The 26,177-nt window shown below is 40.6% G+C and carries 25 protein-coding genes; all 25 read left to right on the top strand.

The features are described from left to right. The 25 genes from L877_RS0106195 to L877_RS13465 all read left to right on the top strand — a co-directional run bounded on the left by L877_RS0106195 (window position 1) and on the right by L877_RS13465 (window position 25,927). Complete coding sequence (locus tag L877_RS0106195; RefSeq protein WP_026835338.1) at window positions 1–627, top strand: response regulator transcription factor; 627 nt, start codon at window positions 1–3, stop codon at window positions 625–627. 27 nt (window positions 628–654) lie between these two features. Then, window positions 655–2,781 carry an HD-GYP domain-containing protein gene (locus tag L877_RS13460; RefSeq protein ID WP_051437715.1) on the top strand — a complete coding sequence of 709 codons (2,127 nt, stop codon included), beginning with the start codon at window positions 655–657 and terminating at the stop codon, window positions 2,779–2,781. Between the two features lie 63 nt (window positions 2,782–2,844). Beyond that, window positions 2,845–3,447 (top strand): bifunctional phosphoserine phosphatase/homoserine phosphotransferase ThrH, encoded by a 603-nt coding sequence (gene thrH, locus L877_RS0106205; protein ID WP_026835339.1) that lies wholly within the window; start codon window positions 2,845–2,847, stop codon window positions 3,445–3,447. Between the two features lie 55 nt (window positions 3,448–3,502). After that, window positions 3,503–3,913, top strand: coding sequence for an ATP-binding protein (locus L877_RS0106210; RefSeq protein WP_026835340.1), 411 nt, complete (start codon window positions 3,503–3,505; stop codon window positions 3,911–3,913). A 33-nt stretch (window positions 3,914–3,946) separates the two neighbouring features. Further along, window positions 3,947–4,243 (top strand): STAS domain-containing protein, encoded by a 297-nt coding sequence (locus L877_RS0106215; RefSeq protein WP_026835341.1) that lies wholly within the window; start codon window positions 3,947–3,949, stop codon window positions 4,241–4,243. Window positions 4,244–4,505: 262 nt separating this feature from the next. Beyond that, complete coding sequence (locus L877_RS0106220; protein ID WP_026835342.1) at window positions 4,506–6,425, top strand: NADH-quinone oxidoreductase subunit 5 family protein; 1,920 nt, start codon at window positions 4,506–4,508, stop codon at window positions 6,423–6,425. Continuing rightward, window positions 6,425–7,291: an NADH-quinone oxidoreductase subunit H gene (locus L877_RS0106225; RefSeq protein ID WP_423219304.1), complete on the top strand. Its 867-nt coding sequence runs from the start codon at window positions 6,425–6,427 to the stop codon at window positions 7,289–7,291. The genes L877_RS0106220 and L877_RS0106225 overlap by 1 nt, the downstream gene beginning before the upstream one ends. Before the next feature lie 25 nt (window positions 7,292–7,316). Further along, a complete protein-coding gene (locus L877_RS12430; RefSeq protein ID WP_084554804.1) occupies window positions 7,317–7,829 on the top strand; it encodes an NADH-quinone oxidoreductase subunit B family protein in 513 nt (170 codons plus the stop codon). After that, entirely contained in the window at window positions 7,829–8,188 is a 360-nt protein-coding gene (locus L877_RS0106235; protein ID WP_034785248.1) for an NADH-quinone oxidoreductase subunit C, read from the top strand. The genes L877_RS12430 and L877_RS0106235 overlap by 1 nt, the downstream gene beginning before the upstream one ends. Beyond that, the gene (locus L877_RS0106240) at window positions 8,189–9,268 is read left to right on the top strand and encodes a hydrogenase large subunit (RefSeq protein ID WP_026835345.1); all 1,080 of its coding nucleotides are present in this window, start codon (window positions 8,189–8,191) and stop codon (window positions 9,266–9,268) included. Between the two features lie 12 nt (window positions 9,269–9,280). Further along, a complete protein-coding gene (locus L877_RS12435; RefSeq protein ID WP_051437716.1) occupies window positions 9,281–9,700 on the top strand; it encodes a 4Fe-4S dicluster domain-containing protein in 420 nt (139 codons plus the stop codon). A 26-nt stretch (window positions 9,701–9,726) separates the two neighbouring features. Beyond that, window positions 9,727–12,090, top strand: a complete 2,364-nt coding sequence (hypF, locus tag L877_RS0106250; protein ID WP_278244186.1) for a carbamoyltransferase HypF — start codon at window positions 9,727–9,729, stop codon at window positions 12,088–12,090. Window positions 12,091–12,106: 16 nt separating this feature from the next. Then, window positions 12,107–12,310, top strand: coding sequence for a HypC/HybG/HupF family hydrogenase formation chaperone (locus L877_RS0106255; protein ID WP_026835347.1), 204 nt, complete (start codon window positions 12,107–12,109; stop codon window positions 12,308–12,310). 34 nt (window positions 12,311–12,344) lie between these two features. Beyond that, complete coding sequence (hypD, locus tag L877_RS0106260) at window positions 12,345–13,388, top strand: hydrogenase formation protein HypD (protein WP_026835348.1); 1,044 nt, start codon at window positions 12,345–12,347, stop codon at window positions 13,386–13,388. An 18-nt stretch (window positions 13,389–13,406) separates the two neighbouring features. Further along, entirely contained in the window at window positions 13,407–14,414 is a 1,008-nt protein-coding gene (gene hypE / locus L877_RS0106265; protein WP_026835349.1) for a hydrogenase expression/formation protein HypE, read from the top strand. A gap of 14 nt (window positions 14,415–14,428) precedes the next feature. Then, window positions 14,429–14,860 (top strand): 6-carboxytetrahydropterin synthase, encoded by a 432-nt coding sequence (locus tag L877_RS0106270; protein WP_026835350.1) that lies wholly within the window; start codon window positions 14,429–14,431, stop codon window positions 14,858–14,860. Beyond that, a complete protein-coding gene (locus L877_RS0106275; protein ID WP_026835351.1) occupies window positions 14,857–15,564 on the top strand; it encodes a Firmicu-CTERM sorting domain-containing protein in 708 nt (235 codons plus the stop codon). The genes L877_RS0106270 and L877_RS0106275 overlap by 4 nt, the downstream gene beginning before the upstream one ends. A gap of 14 nt (window positions 15,565–15,578) precedes the next feature. Beyond that, a complete protein-coding gene (gene xrtG / locus L877_RS0106280) occupies window positions 15,579–16,154 on the top strand; it encodes an exosortase family protein XrtG (protein ID WP_242837128.1) in 576 nt (191 codons plus the stop codon). After that, window positions 16,147–17,541: a TIGR03111 family XrtG-associated glycosyltransferase gene (locus tag L877_RS0106285; RefSeq protein WP_341349137.1), complete on the top strand. Its 1,395-nt coding sequence runs from the start codon at window positions 16,147–16,149 to the stop codon at window positions 17,539–17,541. Before xrtG ends, L877_RS0106285 begins: the two co-directional genes overlap by 8 nt. Next, a complete protein-coding gene (locus L877_RS0106290) occupies window positions 17,541–18,620 on the top strand; it encodes a hypothetical protein (protein WP_026835354.1) in 1,080 nt (359 codons plus the stop codon). Before L877_RS0106285 ends, L877_RS0106290 begins: the two co-directional genes overlap by 1 nt. 26 nt (window positions 18,621–18,646) lie before the next feature. Beyond that, window positions 18,647–19,087, top strand: a complete 441-nt coding sequence (locus tag L877_RS12440; protein WP_034785250.1) for a 6-carboxytetrahydropterin synthase — start codon at window positions 18,647–18,649, stop codon at window positions 19,085–19,087. Further along, on the top strand, window positions 19,080–21,545 hold the full coding sequence (locus tag L877_RS0106300; protein ID WP_026835355.1) for a 6-pyruvoyl-tetrahydropterin synthase-related protein: 2,466 nt from the start codon (window positions 19,080–19,082) through the stop codon (window positions 21,543–21,545). The genes L877_RS12440 and L877_RS0106300 overlap by 8 nt, the downstream gene beginning before the upstream one ends. Further along, the gene (gene trkA, locus L877_RS0106305; protein WP_026835356.1) at window positions 21,542–22,915 is read left to right on the top strand and encodes a Trk system potassium transporter TrkA; all 1,374 of its coding nucleotides are present in this window, start codon (window positions 21,542–21,544) and stop codon (window positions 22,913–22,915) included. Before L877_RS0106300 ends, trkA begins: the two co-directional genes overlap by 4 nt. 22 nt (window positions 22,916–22,937) lie before the next feature. Then, a complete protein-coding gene (locus tag L877_RS0106310; RefSeq protein ID WP_026835357.1) occupies window positions 22,938–24,377 on the top strand; it encodes a TrkH family potassium uptake protein in 1,440 nt (479 codons plus the stop codon). 113 nt (window positions 24,378–24,490) lie between these two features. Beyond that, entirely contained in the window at window positions 24,491–25,927 is a 1,437-nt protein-coding gene (locus L877_RS13465) for a hypothetical protein (RefSeq protein WP_026835358.1), read from the top strand. Window positions 25,928–26,177 lie beyond the last annotated feature (250 nt).

Raw genomic sequence — 26,177 nt, forward strand, 5'->3', positions numbered from 1 at the left:
ATGTATAATGTTATAGTCGTTGATGACCAGAATATGTCCAGACAGGTTTTTGAGAATTATATCGAGAATTCAGATGATTATAAGCTTTTGTATTCGCTGGACAATGCGGAGACGGTAGATGTATATCTTGCCATGTATCAGGTGGATGTTATTATCATGGACGTGGTGATGACGTCGGGGATTAGTGGTTTGGATGCGGCAAAAAAGATCAAAAAAACATATCCGCAGGTCAAGATTATTATTGTGACATCTATGCCTGAAGTTAGTTACATCGAGAAGGCCAAGGCCTATGGTGTAGATAGTTTCTGGTACAAAGAAGTTCAGGGAATGGATTTTATGGATATTCTCGACAGGACTATGAAGGGGGAGTCGGTATATCCTGACAAAGCGCCCGTCCAAGAGATTGGATGCGCCCAAAGTGATGATTTGACAAGCACAGAATTGCTTGTTTTGCGGGAGCTGACGACGGGAGCCAGCAACCAAGAGATATCTGCCAGACTGAATATTTCAGTTAATACCGTTAGAAGTCATATTCAGCATATGCTAGAGAAAACAGGATTTGATAATAGAACAGAGCTTGCTATCCAGGCTAGGGTTAAGGGTGTTGTTATAAGTGACAACAGATAGTAAGCGGTTACTGGAGTGAGAAAAAGTATGGAAAAGAGTATGGATATTAGAACTAATCGAAGAATGCAATATGCCAAAGCGTTGGCATTAATTGTATTCGGAGTACTTGTAAATTACACAGGATCGAAGATTGTAAGTTTCTTTGGTGCGCCTATTTATCTTGATACCATAGGGACAATTTTAATAGCGTTAACCGGTGGTATGCTTCCCGGAATATTTACGGGATTGGCAACCAATATTTTGACGGGAGTCACGGGTGGCACATCATTTTACTTTTGTATAATCAATGTTATGATTGCGTTTATTGTGTCAGTCCTCAATGACAGAGGGATTCTCAAGAAACTCTATGGGAAACTCCTCTGCTTGATTTGTGTGGCAGCTGTTGGCGGCGGAGTCGGAGCAGTCATATCACACTATGTCTATGAGACGTATAGAACGGGCATATATATGCCCAATTTTTTGCCGGAGGGGTTTGTCAGCAATGGACTTCTCCTGGAGATACTTGACTCCCTTTGCGGCGATTTCATCGACAAGTTAATATCGCTGATTGTCGTATATGTCATTTTGAGATTTGTGAGCGAAGACTTTAGGAAGAAGCTGATGATTGAGGGCTGGAAGCAGCGCCCTATGACCAGGGGAGAACACAAGGCGTCAGGAAGAAAGAGAATCAGGCAGTGGTCCCTGAAAACTAAGACTATTTTTCTTCTTGTTATGACTTGTATCATGATTACGCTGATAGGGTGTAGCGTGAGTTTTTACCTTTATAGGGTCTCTCTCGTGGATAAGAACGAAGTTATCGCAAGAAGTGTGGCAGAGCTTGTGGCCACTACAATTAATCCGGACCATATAGAAACATATATCAGAGAGGGAAGCTCTAATTCTGAGTATGTGGGGATTGAGAAAAAACTAGAGAATCTTGCAGTTAAAACGAAAAATATTCAGTATGTTTATGTATATAAGATCCAAGAAGATGGATGTCACGTTGTCTTTGATGTAAATAGCATAGGAGATGAAAAGGACAAACCGGGAGATATACTGCCATTTGACAAGTCCTTTGAGGAAAATGTTCCGGCGCTTTTGAGAGGTGAAGAGATTCCGGCGGTGATTACGGATGATACCTACGGGTGGCTTTTGACAGCATATGTTCCCGTGCGGGACGGCCAAGGGAATGTGGTTTGTTATGCATCGGCAGATATCTCAATGGATGATGTAAGGAATGATGAAATAGCTTATTTGGTGAAGATTATTTCCTCCTTCATGGCCTTTACGATTCTCCTAATATCACTGGCATTGTGGGTTGCGAGATATGACATTGTCTATCCTATTAATGCTATTTCCATAAGTGCAAGCGATTTTGCATATGACAGCGAAAAGACCAGAAAGCAGAACGTAGAGATACTAGAGGACTTGCGAATTGAAACAGGAGATGAGATTGAGAATCTCTATAAGTCCATTCTTGCCACAACCAAGGAGAGTATGAGTTTTGTGGAGAAGATGGAGAAGCAAAATGATCAGATATCTCAGATGCAAATAGGTCTGATTATGATATTGGCGGATTTGGTCGAGAGCCGTGACCAGAGCACAGGTGATCACGTTAGAAAAACGGCCGAATATACCAAGTTGATCATGGAAAACCTTCTCAAGATGGGAGCTTATACGGATGAGATTACACCGGAGTTTATCTATGATGTTTACCATTCAGCTCCGTTACATGATATCGGAAAGATAAGTGTGTCAGATAGAATTCTCAACAAGCCGGGTCGACTCACAGACGAAGAGTTCGAGTTGATGAAACTACATACTACAGCCGGAAGAGATATAATTGATCAGGCCATGAAAAGTATATCAGGATCTACTTACTTGGCAGAGGCGAGAAATCTGGCGGCTTATCACCATGAAAAGTGGAATGGCAAGGGATATCCGGAGGGTCTTTCGGGAGAGGACATACCGCTTTCTGCGAGAGTTATGGCCGTGGCAGATGTGTTTGACGCCTTGGTGTCAAAGCGAGTATATAAGGATGCTTTCTCCTTTGAAAAGGCTATGAGTATCATAAAGGAGGGAGCCGGAAATCACTTTGATCCATTGGTTGTGGAGGCCTTCGCCATGGATGAGAGCAAAATAATCAAGATAATGGAAAAGTTTCAATATAGTTGATATATCTTCCCAAATATGATATAATAACGCTATTATCGGGAACAAATAAAGGAGGAAACAAAAGTGAATATTGTTTGTTTAGATTTAGAAGGTGTATTGGTTCCAGAGATTTGGATAGCGTTTGCTGAGGCTACTGGGATTCCAGAACTCAAGAGGACAACTAGAGACGAACCAGATTATGATAAGTTGATGAATTATAGACTTGACATCTTAAGAGAACATGGACTTGGTCTCAAAGAGATTCAGGATACAATTGCAACTATTGATCCATTGCCGGGTGCCAAAGCTTTCTTGGATGAATTGAGAAGCTTGACTCAGGTAATTATTATCAGTGATACATTTACACAGTTTGCAAAGCCGTTGATGGAGAAGCTCGGCATGCCGACTATTTTCTGCAACACACTTGAAGTTGCAGAGAACGGTGAGATCACTGGTTTTAGAATGAGATGTGAGCAGTCAAAGCTCACAACAGTTAAGGCATTGCAGTCTATAGGTTATGACACAATCGCAAGTGGCGACAGTCACAACGATTTGGGCATGATTCTTAACAGCAAGGCTGGATTTCTTTTCAAGAGCACAGATGCGATTAAGGCTGAGTATCCTCAGTTGCCTGCTTTTGAAGAGTATGATGAGTTGCTTGAGGCAATTAAGAAGAATTTAGATTAAGTATGAAGGGAGCTCTGCTTGGTTTTAGATTCGTCTAGTCGACAAGGGGGGTACTATGAAAGAGGTAACAGTTGTTGCTAGCATTGATAATGTTCGCAAAGTCACGGAATTTGTGGATGCGGAGTTGGAGAGATTTGATTGTCCACCAAAAGCTCAGATGCAGATTGATATTGCAATTGACGAACTATTTTCCAATATTGCAAACTATGCATACAATCCAGAGGTAGGAGAGGCTACTGTAAGAGTAGAAGTTATCGAAGATCCACTTTCGGTTGAGATTACTTTTATTGATAACGGTGTGCCTTATGATCCGCTTAAAAAAGAGGATCCTGACGTAACTTTATCAGCAGAAGAGCGTGAGATCGGGGGATTGGGTATATTTATGGTCAAGAAGACCATGGACAATGTAGTTTATGAGTATACTAATGGGAAAAATATTCTGAAAATTGTCAAGAATATTGGTTAAGTAGCTTAGAGAGAAATTTAAGGAGGCAAAACTATGAAAGTAGATAAGATCAAGGACGGAAGCAAACTAACATTGGCAGTATCCGAGAGATTGGATACATCGACGGCACCAGAGCTAGAGACTATTATACTTGATAGCATTGAAGGAATAACAGATCTTGTTATTGACTTTAAGGATTTGGTATATATCTCATCTGCTGGTCTTCGTGTTCTTTTGAGTACTCAGAAGAAGATGAATAAGCAGGGAAAGATGGTCATCAAGAATGTAAACGACGATGTCATGGAAGTGTTTGAAATAACCGGATTTACAGACATTTTGACATTCGAGTAAGCCTATCAAATTCCTTACATATAACGTGGTTATTTTAATGCTCTTCGTGAAAACGAGGAGCATTTTTTTTGAAACGCATATTGCTGGTCTTACAAGCTTTGCTTGTAAGACATTTTTTGTATTATAAAGTTTTGGGGCGAGAAAACTTGAAAAATCGAGAAAAATCGGGAAAATAATTAATAAAATTCATTACAATTTTAGTGAGTTTGTGTTATAATATATAAGGCTTTTATGGCTAACATTATATTAAGGAGAGTTAGATATGGAAAATTTGATTACCGTACTAATTTGTGCGCCTATCGTTATGGCGCTCATCATGGCTCTAGTATCCAATGATAAGGTAAGAGGAATTCTTACTTATCTGTTTGGGACTGTGATTGCTGGGCTTGCAGTTACAGTTGCGGTACTGTGGTTTAAAAAAGGCGAAGTATTAACATTTGATTTGCCACAGACTGAGATATGGGATCATGCAATCTTGGTACTTGAGTATGTTCTTATGCTTGTGATTATCTACTTGTCAGTCAAAGCTAAGAAGGGCATCATCAGCGTACTTGCGATTGTACAGACATGTCTTGTTACCGGATTGGAGTTATTTGGACCAAAGCTTGTTATTGTTAGAGATCACATGAAGATGGACTGGTTGAGTGTCATCATGATTCTCATTATCGGTATCGTCGGCGTCGGAATCGGTATCTACGCAGTTGGATACATGAGAGGGTACCATGTACACCACTCAGAGGTCAAAGATCGCCGAGCATTTTTCTTCAGCATCATGTTCCTTTTCTACGGAGCAATGTTTGGTCTTGTTACTTCAGCAAACCTTATCTGGTTGTACTTCTTCTGGGAAGTTACCAGTGTATGTTCTTTCCTTCTTATTGGATATACACAGACAGAAGAAGCCACAAACAATTCATTTAAAGCTTTGTGGATGAACCTTTTGGGCGGACTGGGTATTGCACTTGCGATAGCATTTGCATTTACATTTATAGGAAGTGTTGATTTATACTTTATCGTGAAGATTGCTTCACAGTACGGAAATCAATATGGCTTGCTTATTCCTATAGCATTGCTTGGATTTGCTGCTTTGACTAAGTCAGCGCAGTTCCCATTCTCAGGATGGTTGCTCGGTGCCATGGTTGCACCTACACCTTCATCAGCATTGCTTCACAGTGCGACGATGGTTAAAGCGGGAGTTTATCTTCTCGTGAGAATTGCGATTGCTATGAATGGCAATACTGCAGGTCAGATGATATATCTCGCCGGAGGATTTACATTCTTCATGGCGTCAGTTCTTGCTATATCACAGAGTGACGGCAAGAAGGTTTTGGCATACTCTACAATCTCAAACCTCGGTTTGATTGTTGGATGTGCGGGAATTGGAACCAAGGAAACTATATGGGCAGCGGCATTCCTCATTATTTTCCATGCTATTACCAAGTCTATGATGTTCCAGTGTGTTGGAGCTATTGAAAACTCAACAGGTAGTAGGGATATAGAGGATATGCAGGGCTTAGCTTTGAGATATCCCAAGCTTGCATTTATCTTGATGCTTGGTATTGCCGGAATGTTCTTGGCACCATTTGGAATGCTTATTTCGAAGTGGGCAGCACTCAAAGCATTTGTGGATGCGCCAAGTACTATTATGGTTCTTTTCATTGCATTTGGTAGTGCGACAACTATGTTCTACTGGACAAAGTGGTTTGCAAAGATCCTTGGAATCGGAGAGAAAAATGAAAAAGACGTTACAGAGGGTAATGAGTACTTCTCTATGTTCGCTCATGCAATCATGCTTTTGATTGCTGTGACAAGTCTTCCAATTATCTCAATCAAGGTTGTTGAGCCTTATGTAAAGGATGTATTTGGTTCAGCAGTTCCTGCGATTTCTGAGTCAAATATTTGGACAATGGTTATTCTTGTGTCTGCAATTTTTGTCATTCCGCTTATCACATATGGTGTGGCAAGAAGTGTTAAGCACAAGGATGTTATGGCATACATGGGCGGAGCCAATACCGGAGACAATAAAAACTTTGTCGATGCTATGGGTGAAGCTAAGGAACTTAAAGTATCAAACTGGTATCTTGATGACTGGTTTGGTGAAGCAAAGCTGTTTAAACCGGCTATGTGGGGAGGAATTGCTATTATTCTCATCTTCCTCGGTATTGTGATTGGAGGTGCATTATAATGATGTGTAAGATTATAACAGTGGTTGCATTTATTATACTTGCTCCTTTTATCGGCGGGCTTCTCGATGGTATTGACAGAAAGCTTTCTGCGAGAATGCAGGGAAGAAAGGGACCATCAGTATTGCAGCCTTTCTATGACCTTAAGAAGTTGTTTGATAAGCAGTTCCTGTCAGTTAACAAGATGCAGTTGTTCATGGTAATATCATATCTCATATTTATGATCGTTACCGGAGCGATGTTCTTCGCAGGAATGGACCTTCTCATGTGCTTCTTCGTATTGTCAACAGTAGTTATGTTCCTTATTTTGGCGTCTTCATCAACACATTCGCCATTTGCTTCTATAGGAACACATCGTGAGATGATGCAGATGATGTCATATGAGCCAATGGTTTTGTTGACAGCTATAGGTTTTTATCTGGCAACAGGTAGTTTCAAAGTAGAAGATATTATCAAGATGGATAAGCCGGCAATCATTATGTTGCCAGGATTCTTCTTGGGATTTGTATATATCTTAACTATTAAGTTTAGAAAGTCACCATTCGACCTCAGTGCATCACATCATGCACACCAGGAAATCGTAAGAGGTATCACAGTGGAGATGGTAGGTCCGGAGTTCGCGCTTACTACTCTTGCAGAATGGTATGAATACGTATTCCTTCTTGGAATCGTAGGATTGTTCTTTGTAAACAGCAATCCAATCAGTTATGTCGTTGCTGTTGTTGTTGCTTTCGCAGCATTTTTCTTGGAAATACTGATAGACAACACATCAGCTCGTGTAAAGTGGCAGCTTATGTTTAAGTTGACATGGATTATCTCATTGGTTTGTGGCGGCGTCAACTTGTTGATTCTTGAGTATATGAGATAAAAACGGAAAGAAAGGATTGAGAGATATGAATAGTATACATAAATCCCCATGGCTCTTGCATTATGATGGATCAAGTTGTAATGGATGCGATATCGAAGTTCTCGCATGTACAACTCCAGTATATGATGTAGAGAGATTTGGCGTAGTAAATACAGGAAATCCTATGCATGCGGATATCTTCCTAGTGACAGGAGGAATCAATACACAGAATGCAGAGGTAGTTAAACAGATATATAATCAGATGCCTAATCCTAAGGTGGTTCTTGCCATCGGTACATGTGCATGTACAGGAGGCGTCTTCAAGGAGTGCTATAATATTCAAGGTGGAGTAGATACAGTTATTCCGGTGGACATTTACGTTCCTGGATGCGCTGCAAGACCAGAGTCAATCATTGATGGTGTTGTCAAGGCTGTTGCTCTCTTCAAGGAGAAGAGCAAAGATGGCGACTTTGTGGAAGTCGATGAAGTACCTGGAGATGAAGAGGCTGAAACAGAGGAAACTGTTGCAGCAGTAGAGACTGAAGGAGGAGAGGAATAATGCAAGATCTTGGACAAGATATTATCAAGTTAGAAAAAGATGAATTTCTTCCTGAAGTTCAGAAAAAACGCAATGAAAACTGGCGCCTAGGTCAGATTTGCTGTGCGTTCGTTGATGGCACAACATATGAGGTGAGCTATTCATTTTGTAAAGATTTGGAGGTTGTTCACTTTAGATTAGAAGTTGGCAAGGACGAGGAAGTACTAAGTATTTCCAGGATCTATGATTCGGCGGTATTCTATGAAAATGAGATGCATGAGTTGTTTGGACTTAATGTAACCAATATGGCTGTAGATTGTCAGGATAAGCTTTATAGAATCAAAGAGACTACACCATTTGTTAAGAAGGAGGAAAAGTAAATGGCAAAGAGAAGTATAGTTCCTTTTGGACCACAACATCCGGTTTTGCCGGAGCCAATCCATCTTGACCTTGTTTTGGAAGATGAGACAGTTGTAGAAGCCCTTCCTTCAATTGGTTATATTCACCGTGGATTGGAGAGTTTGGTTGCCAAAAAAGATTTCAATGAAATGGCATATGTAACAGAGCGTATCTGTGGTATCTGCTCATTTATGCATGGTATGGGATATTGCTCAACGATAGAGAAAATCATGGGACTTGAGGTTCCTGAGCGCGCTAACTATCTCAGAACAATATGGTGCGAGATGTCAAGACTTCACAGCCATCTTCTTTGGCTTGGATTGTTGGCTGATGCCTTTGGTTTTGAGGCACTTTTCATGGAGTGTTGGAAGATTCGTGAGAAAATTCTCGATATGTTTGAAGAGTCAACCGGTGGACGTGTTATCTTCTCTGTCAACAAAATTGGTGGAGTTTTGAAGGACATGCCTGCAGAGATGTTAGCTGATTTTATGAAGAGATTAGATGGTATGCAAAAAGAGCTTAAGAAGGCTACTAAGGTATTCATGAATGATTATACTGTTAAGTCTCGTCTTGAGGGCATCGGTATTCTTTCAAAGGAAGATGCTATTGCATGTGGAGCTGTTGGACCTATGATGAGAGCCAGCGGAATCGAAGTTGACATGCGTAAGACAGGATATGCAGCATACAAAGATATTGATTTCCAGGTAATCACAAGCGATAGATGTGATAGTTATGGAAGATGTGAAGTTCGTATTGGTGAGATATTCCAGTCAATTGAGATTATCCGTCAGGCAATTGCTCAGATTCCGGATACGGAACTCTCAGTTATGGCTAAGGGATTCCCTAAGGGAGAAGCTTTTGTAAGATTTGAGCAGCCACGTGGAGAGGCATTCTACTATTCACGAGCTAATGGAACTAAGAACTTGGATCGTATGCGTGTCCGCACTCCTACTTTTGCAAACCTTCCATCATTGGTAAAGATTTTGCAGGGAGCTCAGTACGGCGATGTGCCACTATTGGTACTTACAATTGATCCATGTATTAGTTGTACAGAGAGATAAGGAGGAATAGAAATGAGTAAGATAATGAGTTTTACCAAAATCGCGCTTAAGAACTTAGTTTCAAAGCCAGCTACGACTTCTTATCCATTTGAGCCCAAGGAATATCCTGAGCGCACAAGAGGTCACGTAGTATTAGATGATGATCCATGTATTCTCTGTGGAATGTGTATGAGAAGTTGTCCACCGGGAGCAATCAAAGTTGATCGCGCAGGTGGAACATGGGCAATTAACGGTTATGATTGTATACAGTGTGGATACTGTGTTGAGAAATGTCCAAAGAAATGTCTCAGCATCGTGCCTGGTTATACAGAGCCTTCATCTGAAAAGACTATACAGACGGTTAAGGTTGAGGTGCCACCACCACCAAAGCCAGCTGCCAAACCAGCAGCACCAAAGCCGGCTGCAGATAAGGCTCCTGAGAACAAGGAGTAACAGTGGATAATATAACAGTTAAATATATGATAGAGGGGCTGGTACAGGGTGTAGGTTACCGCCCTTTTATCTCTTTAATGGCAAAAAAATTAAATCTAACAGGTTGGGTGAGAAACCAAGGTGGAATAGTTACTATAATGGTTTCAGGAGACAGTAGTAGAATCAAGGAATTCCGCGAAAAATTGGAAACTGAGTGCCCTACAGGTGCTGTTGTAACTAAGATTACAGAGGAGGAAGTTTCTGTCAATCCAAACTTTGAAGAGTTCAGAATTATTAACAGTGATGAACATGGAGAGGTCAAGTTACAGCAATTTCCTATTATTCCGGCTGATATAGCAACTTGCCCAAGATGTGAAGCTGAGTTGTTTGATGAATCGAATAAAAGGTTCAGACATCCTTTCATCAGCTGTACTTCATGTGGACCGAGATATAGCATTATCAGACAATTTCCCTATGACAGAGAGAATACTACCATGTCTATGTTTGACACTTGTGATGAGTGCAATGTCGAATATACCACACCGACTGATGTGAGATGTCATGCCCAGACTATTGCATGCCCGGATTGCGGTCCTAAGCTTAGTTATGGAGATGTAGAGCAACCCGATTTGTGTGAGATTGACAATATATGTATAAGACAAGCAGTCAAAGACCTGAAGGAAGGAATGATACTGGCAATAAAGGGGATAGGCGGTTTTCATCTGGCCTGTGATCCTGCCAATGAAGAGGCTCTTGCCAACCTTAGAACCATCAAAGGGAGGGCTACAAAGCCTTTTGCCGTAATGGTAGATAGTATTGATACTGCCAAGAAGTTTGCCGATATTTCCGAGAAAGAAGAAGCAGAGATGTTATCTCCGGCAAGGCCTATAGTTTTGCTGGAAAAAAAAGAAGAAAAGAATGTTAAAAAAGCGATTGCAAGGGGAGTTACGGTAAATAGTCCGTTTATGGGAATGATGTTACCTTGTAATCCTATTCAAATGTTAATAATGAAAGAGATGAAGCAGCTTGTGATGACAAGCGCTAATTCTTCAGGCGATTTGATGTTGACGGAGCGAAGAGAGGTAGAGGGTTGGTTTCGCTACCTGGAGAAAACCTATCCCGATATCGAGCTGAGAATTCTCAGCAATGACCGCATAATTGTGACTCCGCTAGATGATTCTATAGTTAGATTTGTGGCGGGAAGAAGACAGATTTTACGACGTTCTAGGGGATTTGTACCCCTTCCGATAAATGTGGACTTCCAAGATGAGATTCACGCAGCAGGTGGAGATCTTAAGACCAGTTTTGCCATATGTAAGGGCGGAAGAGCCTACGTGAGTCAGCCTTTTGGTGATATGGGAAATTATGATGCATTCCCTGCTTATATAGCTGAGGAAGTTAGGATGAAGAGGCTTCTCGGAGCCAAGGATATGCCAAAAGTTTGTGACAAGCATCCCGGTTATCTGACAGTGCAGAGACTAGACGCAGATGAGAATGCCAAATCTCTCAAACATGTACAGCATCACAAGGCTCATATTGCGGCTGTAGTGGCTGAACATGGGATAAGAGGACACATTCTCGGAGTTGCATTTGATGGAACCGGATATGGGGATGATGGAAATATTTGGGGCGGAGAGATTTTTACGTGCTACCATGATGAGGACAGCATAACTTTTGAGAGAGAGAGCCAGATTAAAATGGTTGATATTCCAGGTGGAGATGCAAGTGCTAAAAATGCGGAGAGAACACTTTATGGATATATCAGAAACTCAAGATTACCCGAGGACTACAAGTGTAGTTTAATGAAAAATGTTCCGTGGCTCTACGACGAAAAGTACAATATGATAAGTCTAGCTATGGATATGGAGCTGTCCAGCTATATGACTAGTTCCATGGGAAGATTGTTTGACGCAGTCAGCGCACTCCTGGGAATCTCCTCATATAATGAGTACGAGGGAGAATGCCCGATAGAGCTAGAATACAGAGCGATAAGCCATATGAAAAAATATGCTGGTATGGATTATGATGAGATACCAAGTGTGGATATCACATATATGTCTACACCTGTAGATATGATAAATGCCCTTCTGGAGCATCTTTCAGAATTCTTTGCGAAGGGAAAGAGAAGCAAAAAAGAACAGTCTACATTTGTAGACATGTTGAGCTTTAGCTTTATTAAGGGTATTGCAAATTATATTATCGGCATATATAATGCAGTTTGCGCCGTGGATGAGATTGACTATAAGCTTGTCTTGTCTGGCGGAACATTTTGCAATAAGATATTAACTGAGATGATAATTAAAAGGATAGAAGATATTGGCGGCAGGGTTTATATAAGCGAAGAACTACCGCCGGGAGATGCCGGCTTGTGTGTGGGACAGGCATTGCTTGCCTGCAAGTTGGTGGAATAAGGAAAGGATGATAATTATGTGTGTTGCTATGCCTGGAATTGTTAAGAAAATAGATGGCTCTACTGCTGTCGTAAACTTCTCCGGCAATGAAGTAAATGCTCATGTCGGACTTGTGGATGTACAGGTGGATGACTATGTGTTAGTTCATGCGGGATGTGTTATCCAGAAGGTGAAGAAGACTGAGGCAGAAGAGATTATCGAGTTAATGGGTGGCATGTGATTCTCGATAGAAGATGATAAGAGAGGCAAAGAAGATGGAGATTAGTGATATTGTCGAAAAGTTGAGGAATTATGACGGGCCGGAGATTAGGCTTATGGAGATCTGTGGAAGTCATACAGCGGCGATTGCCAAGTATGGTATTCGTTCGATTCTTTCCGATAAAATCAAGTTGATAAGTGGACCGGGTTGTCCGGTATGTGTCACACCGTCCTCATATGTGGATAGGTTGATTGAGATTGCAAGTAAAGAAGGCAATAAAGTCGCTTCTTTTGGGGACTTGCTCAGAGTGCCGGGAAGCCGGTCGACTCTCAGGGAAGCTCAGGGCCAGGGAGCCGGCGTGGAGATGGTTTATTCTCCTCTGGATGTCATAGGACTCGCTGAAAAGGAACCGGAGACTTGCTTTACCTTTGCTGCTATAGGATTTGAGACCACTGCACCTGTATTTGCCTTGCTGATGGATGAAATCACAAAGAAAAATATTAAAAATATTCGGCTGTTGACGGCTATCAAGACCATGCCAAGAGTTATCGAGTGGTTGATAGACAATGGGGCCAAGATTGACGGATTTATCGCTCCCGGGCATGTGTGTGCAGTTACAGGAAGTGAGATATTTGAGCCGATAGCAAAGAAGCATGAGATTCCATTTGCAGTCAGCGGATTTTCAGATAAGGAATTGGTGATTGCAATATATGGGCTTCTTGAGATGGTAAAAGAGAAGAATTATAGTGTCAATAATTACTATACGTCAGTTGTAGAACACGGTAAAAACGCCATTGCAGACCAGATGATTAATAAGTATTTTGAACCATGTGATGCTGTGTGGCGCGGGATGGGATGCGTACAAGGTTCCGGTCTTGTGTTGAGAGATGAGTACAGAGAATATGACATGGGAAGTCTGGAGTTAGTAGAGGATAATAAGATGAATGCTCATTGTAAGTGTGGTGAGATATTGATGGGGCTTTTGGAGTCCGGAGATTGTCCCCTTTTTGGAAAAGCTTGTACACCGCAGAACCCACAGGGAGCATGTATGGTTTCTCTGGAGGGAAGCTGTTATCACAAGTATTTGTCGGGGGAATAGAAGAAGAGGAGAACGAAGATGGCAAGAATATCAATGGAGCACGGAAGTGGAGGAAGTGCGACGAGTAAGTTAATTAACAAGATTTTCGAGAGAGAGTTTGACAATGAGATTTTGTCCAGGATGGAAGATGCAGCTGTCCTAGATTTAGAGAGTGGTTGTGGTAAAATAGCTATGACTACAGATAGTTTTGTGGTGACACCCCTTATCTTTAAGGGAGGCGACATAGGCAGGCTCAGTGTATGTGGCACCGTCAATGACCTTCTCATGAGAGGCGCGACACCAAGATATCTGACTTGTGGTTTTGTATTAGAAGAGGGTCTAGAGATTGATATTCTCGAGAGAGTGGTTCACTCCATGGCCGAGACCGCAAGGGAAGCAGGAGTCATTATTGTTGCAGGGGATACCAAGGTAGTCGAGGGCGATGGTGGACTTATCATCAATACCACCGGTCTTGGATTCGTACCTGACGGAGTGGATATCTCTGTGCAGAATGCAGCTGAGGGAGATGTTATCATAGTTTCAGGAAATATGGGAGACCATCATGCTGCCATATTAAGTGAGAGAATGGCCATAGAAAATGACATAGAGAGTGACAATGCTCCTCTGGTCGAGATGGTACAGGGAATGATAGAAGCCGGAATTGATATTCATGTTCTCAGGGATGTGACTAGAGGTGGGCTTGCAACTGTAATGACAGAGATTGCAAAAGCCGGTGATTTTAGGATTGAGTTAATGGAAAATGCAATTCCTGTCGATATAAGAACGAAGGATTTTTGTGGAATTCTCGGATTAGACCCATTGTATATGGGAAATGAGGGAAAGCTTGTGGCTCTTGTTCCGGAAGACCAGGGCCAGAAGGCATTAGAGATTGTCAAGAATTCAAAGTACGGGGAAGGTGCTACGATTATCGGAAACGTGCTTGAAAAAACTGAGGTAGGAAAGGGAGAGCTACGCCTGAGAACTTCTATAGGTGGGCTGAGAAGCTTAGATATTCTGCAGGGCGAGGGATTACCTAGAATTTGTTAAGTTCAGGAGGAAAAATGCTCAGATACTACATATATAAGTATTATTTCAATGCTTCTCACAGTGCTGACGGAGGGAAAGAGAGGATGCATTCCCATACCTTTCAGATAGCCTTGTATATCAAGCAAGATGAGGAGAAGGAATATTTATTCGGAGAAATTGACAAGGATATAAAGAATTATCTATCCCGATTTGACGGCGTATTCTTGCCGGAGATACCCGAATTTGCAGGGACGACGGCGAGTCTTGAGGATATAGGAGAAAAGCTTTATGATGATATATTCAAGCTACTTGAGGACAAGGGATTATGGCTTTATCAGCTGGAAATTATGGATAATCCATTGCGAGTATATATGGTATCCAACAAGATTATGTCTCAATCTAAAAGTGAGGAGAAGCACATGCAGAGCATAGAGTGGCTTCTTGAGCGCAAGGAGATGATGAAATGAGAAGAAAACTGTGGAATACTTTGATATTAGCGGTTTTCATGATGGCAGTGATTGGATTTATAAGCACTGAGAAAGTGGAAGCAGCTAGTGGTATAAATATTGACGGATACTATGATGATTGGGAGAGTTATCCCGAGACTCAGATTACGTATATGTCCAACAATGCCGAGTGTAATCACAAAGCGCATATTTACTGCGATGATGATTATCTGTATGTACATGTGCATGCCAGCGACTTGTACACCAGTCAGATGCCATTTCAGAGATTTAATCTTGATGTAAATGGTCAGAGAAAGGCATTGCTTATCCAAGCGGATAACGGACATGGGCAGATTGACTATGGACAGACCTACGGGCAATATCCTGTTGGGGTAAACACAGCATTTTTGATTTATCTCGATTATCAGGGACATTTGTGCGATGGAAGTGCGGCATTGACAGTTCATGATAAGAATTACGGAAATCCCAATACTTTGGGAGATGACATAGAATTCAAGGTATCCATCAAGGATATTTGTGAAATATTTAATGTGGAAGCAGACAGTATCAATTCAATAAGAGTTTCCAATGACAATCTTGGACCTGAGGGATTGACTATAGCCGGAACATCATCCGGACCTGTAATTGGAGTAGTTATAGCAATAATCATTGCGACAATTGCATCCCTTGCATATACAAGAAGAAAAAAGGAAAAAGTTCAATGACTTGGATAACGATTATGTTTGCGATAATATGGGTTTATGTAATTACAGTATGTAAGAGAAGTAATCTGTTTTTCTGGGAGTTTGTATTGGGAAGCGTGGGACTTTTTGTATTCATGCTCATCTGGTTAGAGCCGGTAGTAGTGGCACCGCTTCAAAAGTCGGTTGCTGCAGTGGCCGGAGTTATAGGTTCCTTGACGGGGATTTTCGACTCGTTTTTCCAAAACGGAATGTTATTTATTCAACATGGTGGAGATAGCCTATCTCTCTATATCGACTTCGAGTGCTCGGGGGTTATAGAGATGATGGCTTTTTTGGCGTTGTTGTGGTTTTTCCCGGTTTACAAGTTTCACGAGAGAATCATTGTAAGCCTTTTGGGAATTGCCGCGATATTCGTGACAAATGTTCTGAGAATTGTACTCATCTGTGTTCTGGTTTATATATTTGGCGAGGGCATATACTTCTATGCACATACCGTCTATGCCAGAATATTTTTCTACTTCTGCACGATTCTCCTTTATTTCTTAGTGTTCACGAAGTCGCATATAATAAGGCAGAAAGTGGGGGCGTTCAGTTATGACATCAATGATTAATATGTTATACAGTTCCATGGTTTTTTGGGTGGCATGGATAATAATTCCATTGATGATGGAGATTATACCTACTTTTTTTAATTTTCTGATACTCCTGAAGCGAAAGATAAGGGGCGAGGGAAATATGGAATTAAAGTATATGCCGGAGATAACCTTGATTATTCCTGTTTACAATTCGGCAGAAACCCTCTATCAGTGCATAAAGTCGGTATATGACTCCAATTATGACAATAAGATGATATATATAATGGCCATTGATAATATGAGCACTGACAACAGTTTTGAGGTATTTTGTAAATGTCAGAGAGATTATCCGGAGCTCACAATTAACTGGATGAGCTCTAAACAGGGTAAATCCAAGGCATTAAATCTAGCTTTATTTAATAGTTCAGGAAAATATATCATACATGTGGATTCGGATGGAGTGCTTCACCCGGATGCCATAAGAAATATTGTGGCCAAGTTTGAGAATAATGAGGATGTTTACTGCGTCACGGGGGCGATTATGACTAACCCGGATAGAATCGATGAGTCCAAGGGATTCTTCAGACGACTATTTTTGAAGATGGAATTTTTCGAGTACTGTCAGGCGTTCTTGGCGGGAAGAAATTTTCAGTCGGAATACAATAGCATGTTTACTTTGTCAGGAGCATTTTCTGCCTTTAGAAAATCTTCGATTCTCAAGACGCATTTGTATAATACAGATACGATATGCGAAGATACTCATGTTACATTTCAGATAAGAGATAATCTGAAAGAAAAAGTTGTACTCTGTGATTCGGCTATTTTCTTCGTAGAACCTATAGAAAACATGAACAAGCTCTACACCCAGAGGCAGAGGTGGCAGCGCGGCGAGATGGAAGTAATCCACATGTTTATGCGCAACAAGTTAGATCCGGTAAGGGGGTTTTTCTCTAACTTTGTCATGAGGCTTGTGATGTTTGATCACACGTTTGCCTTTCCAAGGATGATATGGTACTTTGCGCTTATATGTCTTGCATTTATCAATTATCCCATGAAACTAGTGGTGGAGTCGATAGTGGTTATATATATATTATATGTAATTTCATCATTTATGTTATATTTAACTATCGTATTGTTCCTAAGTAGATTTAAGGATTTGCGCAATTACTATGCGAAAAAATGGTATATGTCGTTTTTCTTGCCAATTTTTAATTTTATCGTATTTTGGTTTAGATTTGCAGGAATAGTTAATTCTATTAAGGGTGTACAGACTTGGAAAACAAAGAACTTCACCCAAGAAAAAATGTCTTTTAAAAAGACAGTAAAGAAAGATTTCAAATGTATTTCTGAGATATTAGAGAAAATCAGAAATGAGGTAAATAATCCGGAATCGGATGACATGGAAGGACATGGTGCAGAATAATGTCAAAGTTTTTTGGTTTTTTTACAAGTAGAAAGACAAGGATGGTTGCGGTTCTGATATCCGTTTTTGCTGCGATGATTATCAGTACTGTTTTTGTAATTGTCCAGAACAATCGCTCAAAAACAGAATATATAAATGTATATGAAAAGAAGCAACAGGAGTATCTGAGGCAGATTTTAAATCAAGTAGAAAATTTAAAGTACTCCGGTAAATCTGATGAGGAAGTTGTGGAGTACCTATATACCAAGGCGGAGACTTCCGGAGCAAATTGGCTTTTTATCATCAAAGGTGATGATGTAATAATGGCCAGAGATGTCAAGACTTTGAGTGGAATTAAGCCGGAAGAGCGAAAAAGGGAAATCTTTTTGAGAAGCATATCGGAGGCAGATTATGTTATGGTCAGCCGAGATGAGGTATTTAACGGTTTTACGTATACCTTTGGGGCAGTGACAGACAGAGAATATGCTCTTGATCAGGGAGAAATGCTTGTTCACGAGATATATATTTATATAGCATTTGCAGTGATTATCATGGCTTCTATCATGGCTATACTGTGGTTGACTTCGCGACTAAACAGAGTGGAGACAAGACTTCACAAGGTGAGAAAGACCTTAAAAGAGCAGAATGAAAAGCTTGATAATCTCGAATCAATGAAAAATGATCAGGTGGAGGTAGTCGATGAAAAGGCGTTCAAATACAATAAGACTTTTCATGAGGTAGCAATTATCGAAACATTTTTGAAAAAATCAGATGATGTTAAACTTCGACCACTGTCCATTATAACATGCAAGATACTTATGGAAAATAGGTATTATAAGAGGGATGAGATATTTGATGCCATAGAGTGCATAAGGAAATATGCGGATAAGAAGACTATTATAGGTGAGATAAGAAAAGGATTTTTCATAGTGCTTCTTTACAAGACAGATGAGAATTATGCAAGGCATAAATTAAAGACTTTTGATGATGAACTTGCTAGTTATATGCAAGATAAAGATATGAATTATGAATTGAAGCTCTACGAGGACAAGCCGGATATGCGGCCTTTGGAGCGCTATTATGAGATAATGAATGGATAGAAATAGATATCTGGAGAGGAGTAAGCATGAATAAATACAGACAATATAAATTCAAGTTTTACTTAAATGCAAGGCATGCCATATATATAAAGGGCAAGCTTGGAGAGATACATCCTCATACTTGGGAGATTGCGCTCTACATGATAAAAGCGAGGGATGGATTTGTACGATTCGACCGCTTGGAAAAAAAGATTGAGGAAGTGATTGAACCTTATCAGGACAAGTTCATCAATGAAATAGAGCCTTTTGATGTGACAAATCCAACTTTGGAGAATTGCTGTCACTATTTCAAGGGCAAAATATCGGAGATTTTGACGGAAGAGGGATGGATTCTCCTCAGCATGGAAATGAGCGAGACTCCAGCAAGATCCTATGTTTTGAGCATCACAGATGAGAGCGAGAGTGAGAGAGAGCGAAGTATTGAGATGCTGGTGGATTCGATTTTGGAGGATATAAAGAGTGAATAAGATAAGCGACAAATCAAAAAACAATTTACTTGCATTGGCAGGTTTTATAGTTTTGATAATCACGGCAGTAGCGGTGGTTTCTTATCTTACAATTAACAGAGTTGATCCCTCCGGAAATGATATATGGAGTCATCTCTATAAGGGAGATGTGGTTTATAACAATCTGAAAAATGGCATATGGTATCAAAAATATTCGCCTTTTTGGTACAATGGAACTCAGATTTTCAGATACTGGGCGCCACTGTCCTACTATACTGTGGCTGTGTTGGAATATTTTTCCGGTGGCGACATAGTGGGAGCCTATAGATTATTTGCCGGGGTGTCGATTGTGCTTGGTGGAATACCTTGGATTATATGGGGAAGAGATATCAGAAGACCTGTGTTTGCAACGGGATTGGCGGTTTTATGGTTTTTCTTTCCTGAGAATTTGAGAGTATACTTTTGTGAGGGAAATATGCCTCGTATGATGTCGGCAATCGTCATACCTTATGTCATGTATTTTGTGTGGAAATATCTGAGAGAAAAGAAAAAGTGCGCCTTGCTTGGCATAGTTTTGTGCACGTCTCTCATGCTATTAAGTCATGTCATGATAACGGCTATGATGGGACTTGCGACGTTTGTCTTTCTTATATTTGATTTGCTTAAGAATAAGAATTACAAAGATGGAATATATGTTATGCTATCCATGTTTGCAGGACTTTTATTAGTGGGAGTATGGCTTGCACCTGCTCTCTCGGGAGGAATTATGTCCATGGAATCATCGTCTGCAAGCGACAGTGTAATGAAGGTGTGGACCGGCAAGATTACTACACTTTTGAATCCTATGAACAGAATTAGTGGGATGACAGATAATTTTTATTACGGCATATCTTTCGTGCTTATATCCATTTTTGGAGTTTTTTTTGCGGCTAAGAAGAGGAAGGCGGGATTTGTGCTATTTCTACTGATACTTATTACATCCACCACGGATTTTGTTCCGATATTGTCCAAACTTCCCATGAGCACTCTTTTTTGGATGACAAGGTTTGCCACAATAATCTATGGTTTTTTCGTGTTCTCCCTCATGGAGTGGAAAACTCTGAAGAAAAAATATTGCATAATTGTTTTTGCCATATTGCTGATTGACTGCCTTCCTTCTATGAATCTTCCCAGGTACGAGACGGAGTCCTCGGAAGTCCTCAAGGAAGAGGTGGAGGAAATCAAGAGCGTGACGGATTATAGGGTGGCATTGATGGATTTGAGTTTGTTTGGATCCTATCCGTCATGGGGACTTAGCACAGGCGATAATAAAGTTTATAGCACCTTTGGATGGGCATGGCAGGGAGCAACTACAAGCCACAATATAGTAATGCTCAATACTGCTCTTGAGTATGATCGATATGATTATATGTTTGACAGATGCGTTGAGATGGGAAATGACACGGTTGCAGTTCGCAAAGACCGCATCGGCATGCGAGGAAGTACTAGGGCGGATTTAGAGGAAAGTGCTCTAAAGAGTGGCTATAGGCCCGTCAAGGAAACTGAGCATATGATTATTTTTAAGAAAAATGTTCCTAAGCAATTTGGCGTTAAATCAGGTTATGCAGGTTTGGCTATAGGCAAATATGTGGATATCATGACTATGTACTATCCGGCCTTTGAAGAGGGCGAGAGTAAGTATATAGACGATTATAGAGTTGAGGATTTGAAAAAATACAAGTCAGTTTTTGTCAGTGGAATGCTTTATCATGACAAGGAGAAGGCTGAGAGCATAATAAGTGATGCGGGAAAAGCAGGAGTTCGAATTGTCATAGATACAACCCATATGCAGGAGGACTCGACCACAAAACAAGAGACATTTTTGGGTATAAACAACCAGGAAATCTCTATCAAGAGGCGTTTTCCCGCGCTTCGTTACGGGGATAGATATATCAATGCCAAGGACTTTTCGGCGGATTATACCGAGTGGTTTACAGGATATGTGACACATGTGGATAATTCCATCGGAACAGTTCAACTTGATAATAGGGAAGTGACTTGGCTTGGAACCAAGAAAAATATTCCGAATGTCTACTTCCTGGGACTAAATGTAATGTATCATGCAATCGAGACAAGGGATACAGATGTTTTCGAGGTGATGGATGAGATCCTGGATGTGGACAGGACGCAGATGCTTGAGAGAAGAATTGTTCCTATGAAGATCGAAAATGGTCTGGAGGAGATTGTGATTCACTCTGATGAAGGAGATGTCAATACAACTATTGCTTATCAGGACAATTTTAGATCTAGCGGAACATTTTACTCGGATAAGAATCTGTTGCATATTAAGGAAAAGGATATTGTATTAAGAATAACATATCCAAAGCGGGCATTTGGCATACTTGTCAGCGCCGTGGCATTTTTAATGGTTGTTATTTTAACAATAATGTGTATAATAGTAAGAGGAGACAATGAAGATGGAGGAGGTCCGAAAGGATGAAGATAATTATTGTTGGTTGTGGTAAGGTTGGTGCCACTCTTGCGGAAGGGTTATACAACGAGGGCAACGATATCACAATCATTGATAAGAAATACGGAATAGTCGAGGAGTTATCCAATAAGTATGATGTCATGGGTATTGCCGGAAATGGAGCATGTATTGCAACTCAGACAGACGCGGGCATCGATAAAGCAGATTTGCTTATAGCTGTTACAGGCTCTGATGAGTTGAACCTTTTGTGTTGCATAGTTGCCAAGAGGGTCGGAAATTGTAAGACCATAGCCCGTGTTAGAAATCCGGAGTATATAAGTGAGGCGGATTTTGTCAAGGAGTCGCTGGGTTTGGCGATGACAATTAATCCTGAGCTGGCAACAGCAGCGGAGATCTCCAAGGTGTTGAGATATCCATCAGCCATGAAGGTGGATACATTTGCTAAGGGAAGAGTGGAGATGCTCAAGCTGAAAATTACGGAAAATTGTCCGCTTGCAGGAATGCGCGTGTCAGATATGGAGCATTCTTTGAAGGTAGATATCCTCGTTTGTGCGGTTCACAGAGATGGAGAAATCTTTATTCCAAGGGGAGATTTTGAGCTTCAGGCGGATGATATTATCTCGTTTATGGCCACAAAGGGCAAGGCGAGTGAGTTCTTCAAAAAGATTGGTTTTGAATCTCACAAAGTTAAGGATACTATGATTGTCGGTGGCGGTGATGTTGCTTACTATCTCGCCAAAGACCTTATTAACAGTGGTATAAATGTCAAACTTATAGAAAAAGATGAGAAGAGATGCGATTTTCTGTCAGAGTCCATCTCAAAAGCACAGATTATAAATGCGGACGGATCTGATCAGGTTGTTCTTATCGAAGAGGGTATAGAAAAAGCCGAGTCCTTCGTTACGCTTACAAATCTCGATGAAGAGAATATCGTATTGTCGATGTATGCTAGAAGTACAGGGGCAAACAACAAAAAGATTGTTACTAAGATCAACAGAGATAATTATGATGGACTCATCAAAGAGTTGAATATTGATACGGTTATCTATCCTAAGCAGGTGACCGCGGATAAAATCATGAGATTTGTTCGAGCCATGAGAAATTCTAAGGGGACAAATGTTGAGACAATGTATAGCCTTTTCAATGGAAAGGCAGAGGCCTTGGAGTTTGTGGTAAAAGAGAAATCAAGCTTTACCAATATTCCTCTTATGAATATGTCTATTGATGAGAATACACTTGTGGCATGTATAGTCAGGAAACGAGAGGTTATCATTCCTCGTGGATTCCACATGTTGCAACCGGGAGATTCGGTAGTTGTTGTGACCAAAAAATTGGGAATCAGCGACATAGAAGAAGTTATACATGAAAAAGCTAAGTAGGTCGTAATAGGAGATAAGGAAAATGAACAACAGAATGGTAGTATATTTACTTGGGTGGTTGCTTTTTTTTGAGGGAGTTTTCTTAGTTTTGCCGGGTGTAGTAGGAGCGATATATCGCGAGTCGGACATGTGTTATTTTTTCTTGACTTCAGCAGTTTGTATCGTTTTGGGTTTGCTCATAAGTAGATTTAAGCCTAAGGACAACTCGTTTTACGCAAGAGAGGGTTTTGTAGTAGTCGCCATAAGCTGGATCCTCATGAGTTTACTAGGTGCTTTACCATATTACATGGGAGGATCCATACCATCATACATCGATGCTGTTTTTGAGACTGCTTCAGGTCTGACTACTACGGGAGCGTCTATATGTCCATCAGTAGAGGATTTGCCAAAGTGTGTAAACTTTTGGAGAACATTTACACACTGGATTGGTGGAATGGGAGTCTTGGTGTTTATGATGGCGGTTGTTCCGTTGGCCGGCGGAAGCAATATGTTTCTTATGAAAGCAGAGTCACCGGGACCAAGCGTTGGAAAAATTGTTCCAAAAGTTAAGTCCACTGCAAAAATTTTATATGGACTTTACATAATTTTGTCACTTTTAGAGTTTATAATGTTATTAATCGGAAGAATGAGCGTCTATGATGCCATTACAACCACCTTCGGAACAGCGGGAACAGGAGGATTCGGAATATATAATGACAGTTTTGCAAGCTTTTCATCTTATATTCAGATAGTAGTTACTGTGTTTATGTTGCTGTTCGGCGTTAATTTTTCTTTCTATTATCTTATTTTTATTGAAAGAAAGGTAAAGGATGCGCTGAAAATGTCCGAAGTAAAGTTATATGGGGCAATCATAGTCATTGCTACCATAATTATAACAATTAATATCAGTAGGCTTTACGGAGGACCCCTCGAAGCTCTAAAGCATTCTGCATTCCAAGTGGTTACAATTATAACCACAACAGGATATGCAACAACGGACTTTGATAAGTGGCCTGAGTTTTCGAAGACAATCCTCGTCACCTTGATGTTTATAGGTGCCTGTGCGGGAAGTACAGGAGGCGGTATGAAAGTCTCTCGAGTAATCATTTGGTTTAAGACACTTGTAAAGGAACTTAAAGTAATGATTCATCCGAGAAATGTCTACAAGGTTCTTGTAGATGGAAAGAAGGTAGAACATGAGGTCGTGAGATCGGTAAATGTCTACCTAGTAGCTTATATAGTCGTATTCCTCACTTCGGTAATACTGATATCGTTGGACAATTTTGACTTTACAACGAATTTTACTGGAGTTGCAGCAACAATTAATAATATAGGACCTGGACTTAATAAAGTTGGCCCGACCTGCAACTTTTCCATGTATTCGGCAATGTCCAAGATTGTTTTGATATTCGATATGATAGTGGGAAGATTGGAGCTTTTCCCTATGCTACTGCTGTTTTCGCCAAGTACGTGGAAAAAGTAGTTGCCAAATTCACACAAACAGTATATAATGAGTTAATGAGGAATAATCTCAGCATTTGAGACGGCAGAAAGAGTAGTTAAAAAGGTTGAAAAAAAATTTAGGAGGTTTTTCAATTGAGTAATCAGAGTAAAAAGATGCTAAGTATCGTTTTGGCAGGTGCTGTTGTTCTTGGAAGTCTTGGATTTTCAGAGGCAGATGCAGCTAAAAAAGTAAAACTTAGCGCAAAGAAATTAAGCATTAAAGTTGGAAAGACTAAAACACTGAAGGTGAAGAATGCTAAAAAGGCAAAGTGGTCAATCAGAAAAGGAAAGAAGTACATTCAGCTTAAGAGCAAGAAAAAGAAGAGTGTAAAGATAAAGGCTAAGAAGTTCGGCACAGCCGTTGTAGCAGCAAAGGTTGGAAAAAAGACTTATCTTTGTAATGTATCCGTATTAGATCCTACTGCAATTAGTGGAAAGCCATCAGCTACACCTACAGCAGCCGGACAGACTATCGTTAACATTACATATGTTACTGGTAATACTCCAGATCCAAATGCTGCATCAACAGCAGGACCAGTTGCAGAGCCTGTAAAGGATGTAACAATCGATATGTCAAAGGTTAATGCCAAGACTTTCTATAAGGCAGGATATGTTTATCTTGATGACCAGTTGCCAGACAAGTTCGACATGTCATACTTCTCCTCATGTGAAGTAGGGTTTGAGCTTAAGTTCAAAGAGGGCGGCGATCAGTCGAAGCTTACTAATGGTAAGCTCGCACTCGTAAATGATGTAGCTATGCTTGATGGAATGAAGAGTCTTGGAACAGATTCTCAGCCAGTAGCAGGTGGATATGTAATTAATCCAGGACTTTCATCAGCAACACTTTCACTCAGTGGAGTGACGGGAAGAGCTGTTGGATTAAATGTTCAGCCAATGGACAGCAATGCAAACTATAGTTGGCCAGAAAGTCTTTACAGCATAACTATTACTTCAATCAAGTTCAAGGCTAATCCAAGTACAGTTTACCCAGAGGGTGCACCGGTTGCTACAAGAGCACCATTTAGCCCTGCTGGACAGGAAGCTGCTCCAGCTGGAGATGCAACACCAGCTCCAACAGAGGCTCCAAAGACTAAGGTTACAGATATTGATGTAGATCTTACAGGAGTGACATCAAAATTCTCATCAAATGGAAAAACTCTTGACTTCGGCGACAAGTTGCCAGCTAATTTTGATGTTAAGTTGTTTAAGAGTATCGAAGTGTCTTACAAATTGAATTTGAAAGCCGGAGAAGATGGATCTGATATTGGACATGGTAAAGTCGGAGTAGCTTGCAGAGCTAGTGAGTTTAACGGATATTCAGACGGACAGGCTATGGTTGATGGATTGAAACCAGGCGCTGAAAGTGTATCGATTACTATACCAGAAGATATCGATGGAACTAAGGTTTTAGGATTCAATATTCAGATGTCACAGTCTGATTGGAGCAAGGGATGGCCAACATCTCTTGAGAGTGTTGAAATCACAGGTGTTAAGTTCATTGCCAAAGAAGATGCTTATTACGAGAACTAAGTATCAACCATTTTAAACTAACGATTATGAACCACTCAGGGAAACCTGAGTGGTTTTTTTGTTGTATAGCAATAAAAAAAACCACCGGCTATGCCGGTGTGATCCACATAAGCTTCAGCTTCAAGAAAAAACTCCTATGTTATAATAGAAATGGTTCGCCAACCATACTATCAATAACATAGGAGGGATCCAATAATGGATATGAATAGTTTAGCACATACAAAGTGGGAATGTAAATACCATATTGTAT

This window comes from Eubacterium xylanophilum ATCC 35991, assembly GCF_000518685.1.
GTDB lineage: Bacteria > Bacillota > Clostridia > Lachnospirales > Lachnospiraceae > Eubacterium_F > Eubacterium_F xylanophilum.

Excerpts from the sequence above, each read along its gene's own strand:
- L877_RS0106255 (WP_026835347.1), top strand. The coding sequence starts at position 12,107 with ATGTGTGTTGCTATGCCTGGAATTGTTAAGAAAATAGATGGCTCTACT.
- L877_RS0106270 (WP_026835350.1), top strand. The coding sequence starts at position 14,429 with ATGCTCAGATACTACATATATAAGTATTATTTCAATGCTTCTCACAGT.
- L877_RS0106235 (WP_034785248.1), top strand. The coding sequence starts at position 7,829 with ATGCAAGATCTTGGACAAGATATTATCAAGTTAGAAAAAGATGAATTT.
- L877_RS12430 (WP_084554804.1), top strand. The coding sequence starts at position 7,317 with ATGAATAGTATACATAAATCCCCATGGCTCTTGCATTATGATGGATCA.
- L877_RS0106290 (WP_026835354.1), top strand. The coding sequence starts at position 17,541 with ATGTCAAAGTTTTTTGGTTTTTTTACAAGTAGAAAGACAAGGATGGTT.
- L877_RS0106220 (WP_026835342.1), top strand. The coding sequence starts at position 4,506 with ATGGAAAATTTGATTACCGTACTAATTTGTGCGCCTATCGTTATGGCG.
- L877_RS13460 (WP_051437715.1), top strand. The coding sequence starts at position 655 with ATGGAAAAGAGTATGGATATTAGAACTAATCGAAGAATGCAATATGCC.
- L877_RS0106275 (WP_026835351.1), top strand. The coding sequence starts at position 14,857 with ATGAGAAGAAAACTGTGGAATACTTTGATATTAGCGGTTTTCATGATG.
- L877_RS0106285 (WP_341349137.1), top strand. The coding sequence starts at position 16,147 with ATGATTAATATGTTATACAGTTCCATGGTTTTTTGGGTGGCATGGATA.
- L877_RS12440 (WP_034785250.1), top strand. The coding sequence starts at position 18,647 with ATGAATAAATACAGACAATATAAATTCAAGTTTTACTTAAATGCAAGG.
- L877_RS0106210 (WP_026835340.1), top strand. The coding sequence starts at position 3,503 with ATGAAAGAGGTAACAGTTGTTGCTAGCATTGATAATGTTCGCAAAGTC.
- trkA (WP_026835356.1), top strand. The coding sequence starts at position 21,542 with ATGAAGATAATTATTGTTGGTTGTGGTAAGGTTGGTGCCACTCTTGCG.
- hypD (WP_026835348.1), top strand. The coding sequence starts at position 12,345 with ATGGAGATTAGTGATATTGTCGAAAAGTTGAGGAATTATGACGGGCCG.
- L877_RS12435 (WP_051437716.1), top strand. The coding sequence starts at position 9,281 with ATGAGTAAGATAATGAGTTTTACCAAAATCGCGCTTAAGAACTTAGTT.
- L877_RS0106225 (WP_423219304.1), top strand. The coding sequence starts at position 6,425 with ATGATGTGTAAGATTATAACAGTGGTTGCATTTATTATACTTGCTCCT.
- hypE (WP_026835349.1), top strand. The coding sequence starts at position 13,407 with ATGGCAAGAATATCAATGGAGCACGGAAGTGGAGGAAGTGCGACGAGT.
- L877_RS0106195 (WP_026835338.1), top strand. The coding sequence starts at position 1 with ATGTATAATGTTATAGTCGTTGATGACCAGAATATGTCCAGACAGGTT.
- hypF (WP_278244186.1), top strand. The coding sequence starts at position 9,727 with ATGATAGAGGGGCTGGTACAGGGTGTAGGTTACCGCCCTTTTATCTCT.
- L877_RS0106215 (WP_026835341.1), top strand. The coding sequence starts at position 3,947 with ATGAAAGTAGATAAGATCAAGGACGGAAGCAAACTAACATTGGCAGTA.
- L877_RS0106310 (WP_026835357.1), top strand. The coding sequence starts at position 22,938 with ATGAACAACAGAATGGTAGTATATTTACTTGGGTGGTTGCTTTTTTTT.
- xrtG (WP_242837128.1), top strand. The coding sequence starts at position 15,579 with ATGTTTGCGATAATATGGGTTTATGTAATTACAGTATGTAAGAGAAGT.
- L877_RS0106240 (WP_026835345.1), top strand. The coding sequence starts at position 8,189 with ATGGCAAAGAGAAGTATAGTTCCTTTTGGACCACAACATCCGGTTTTG.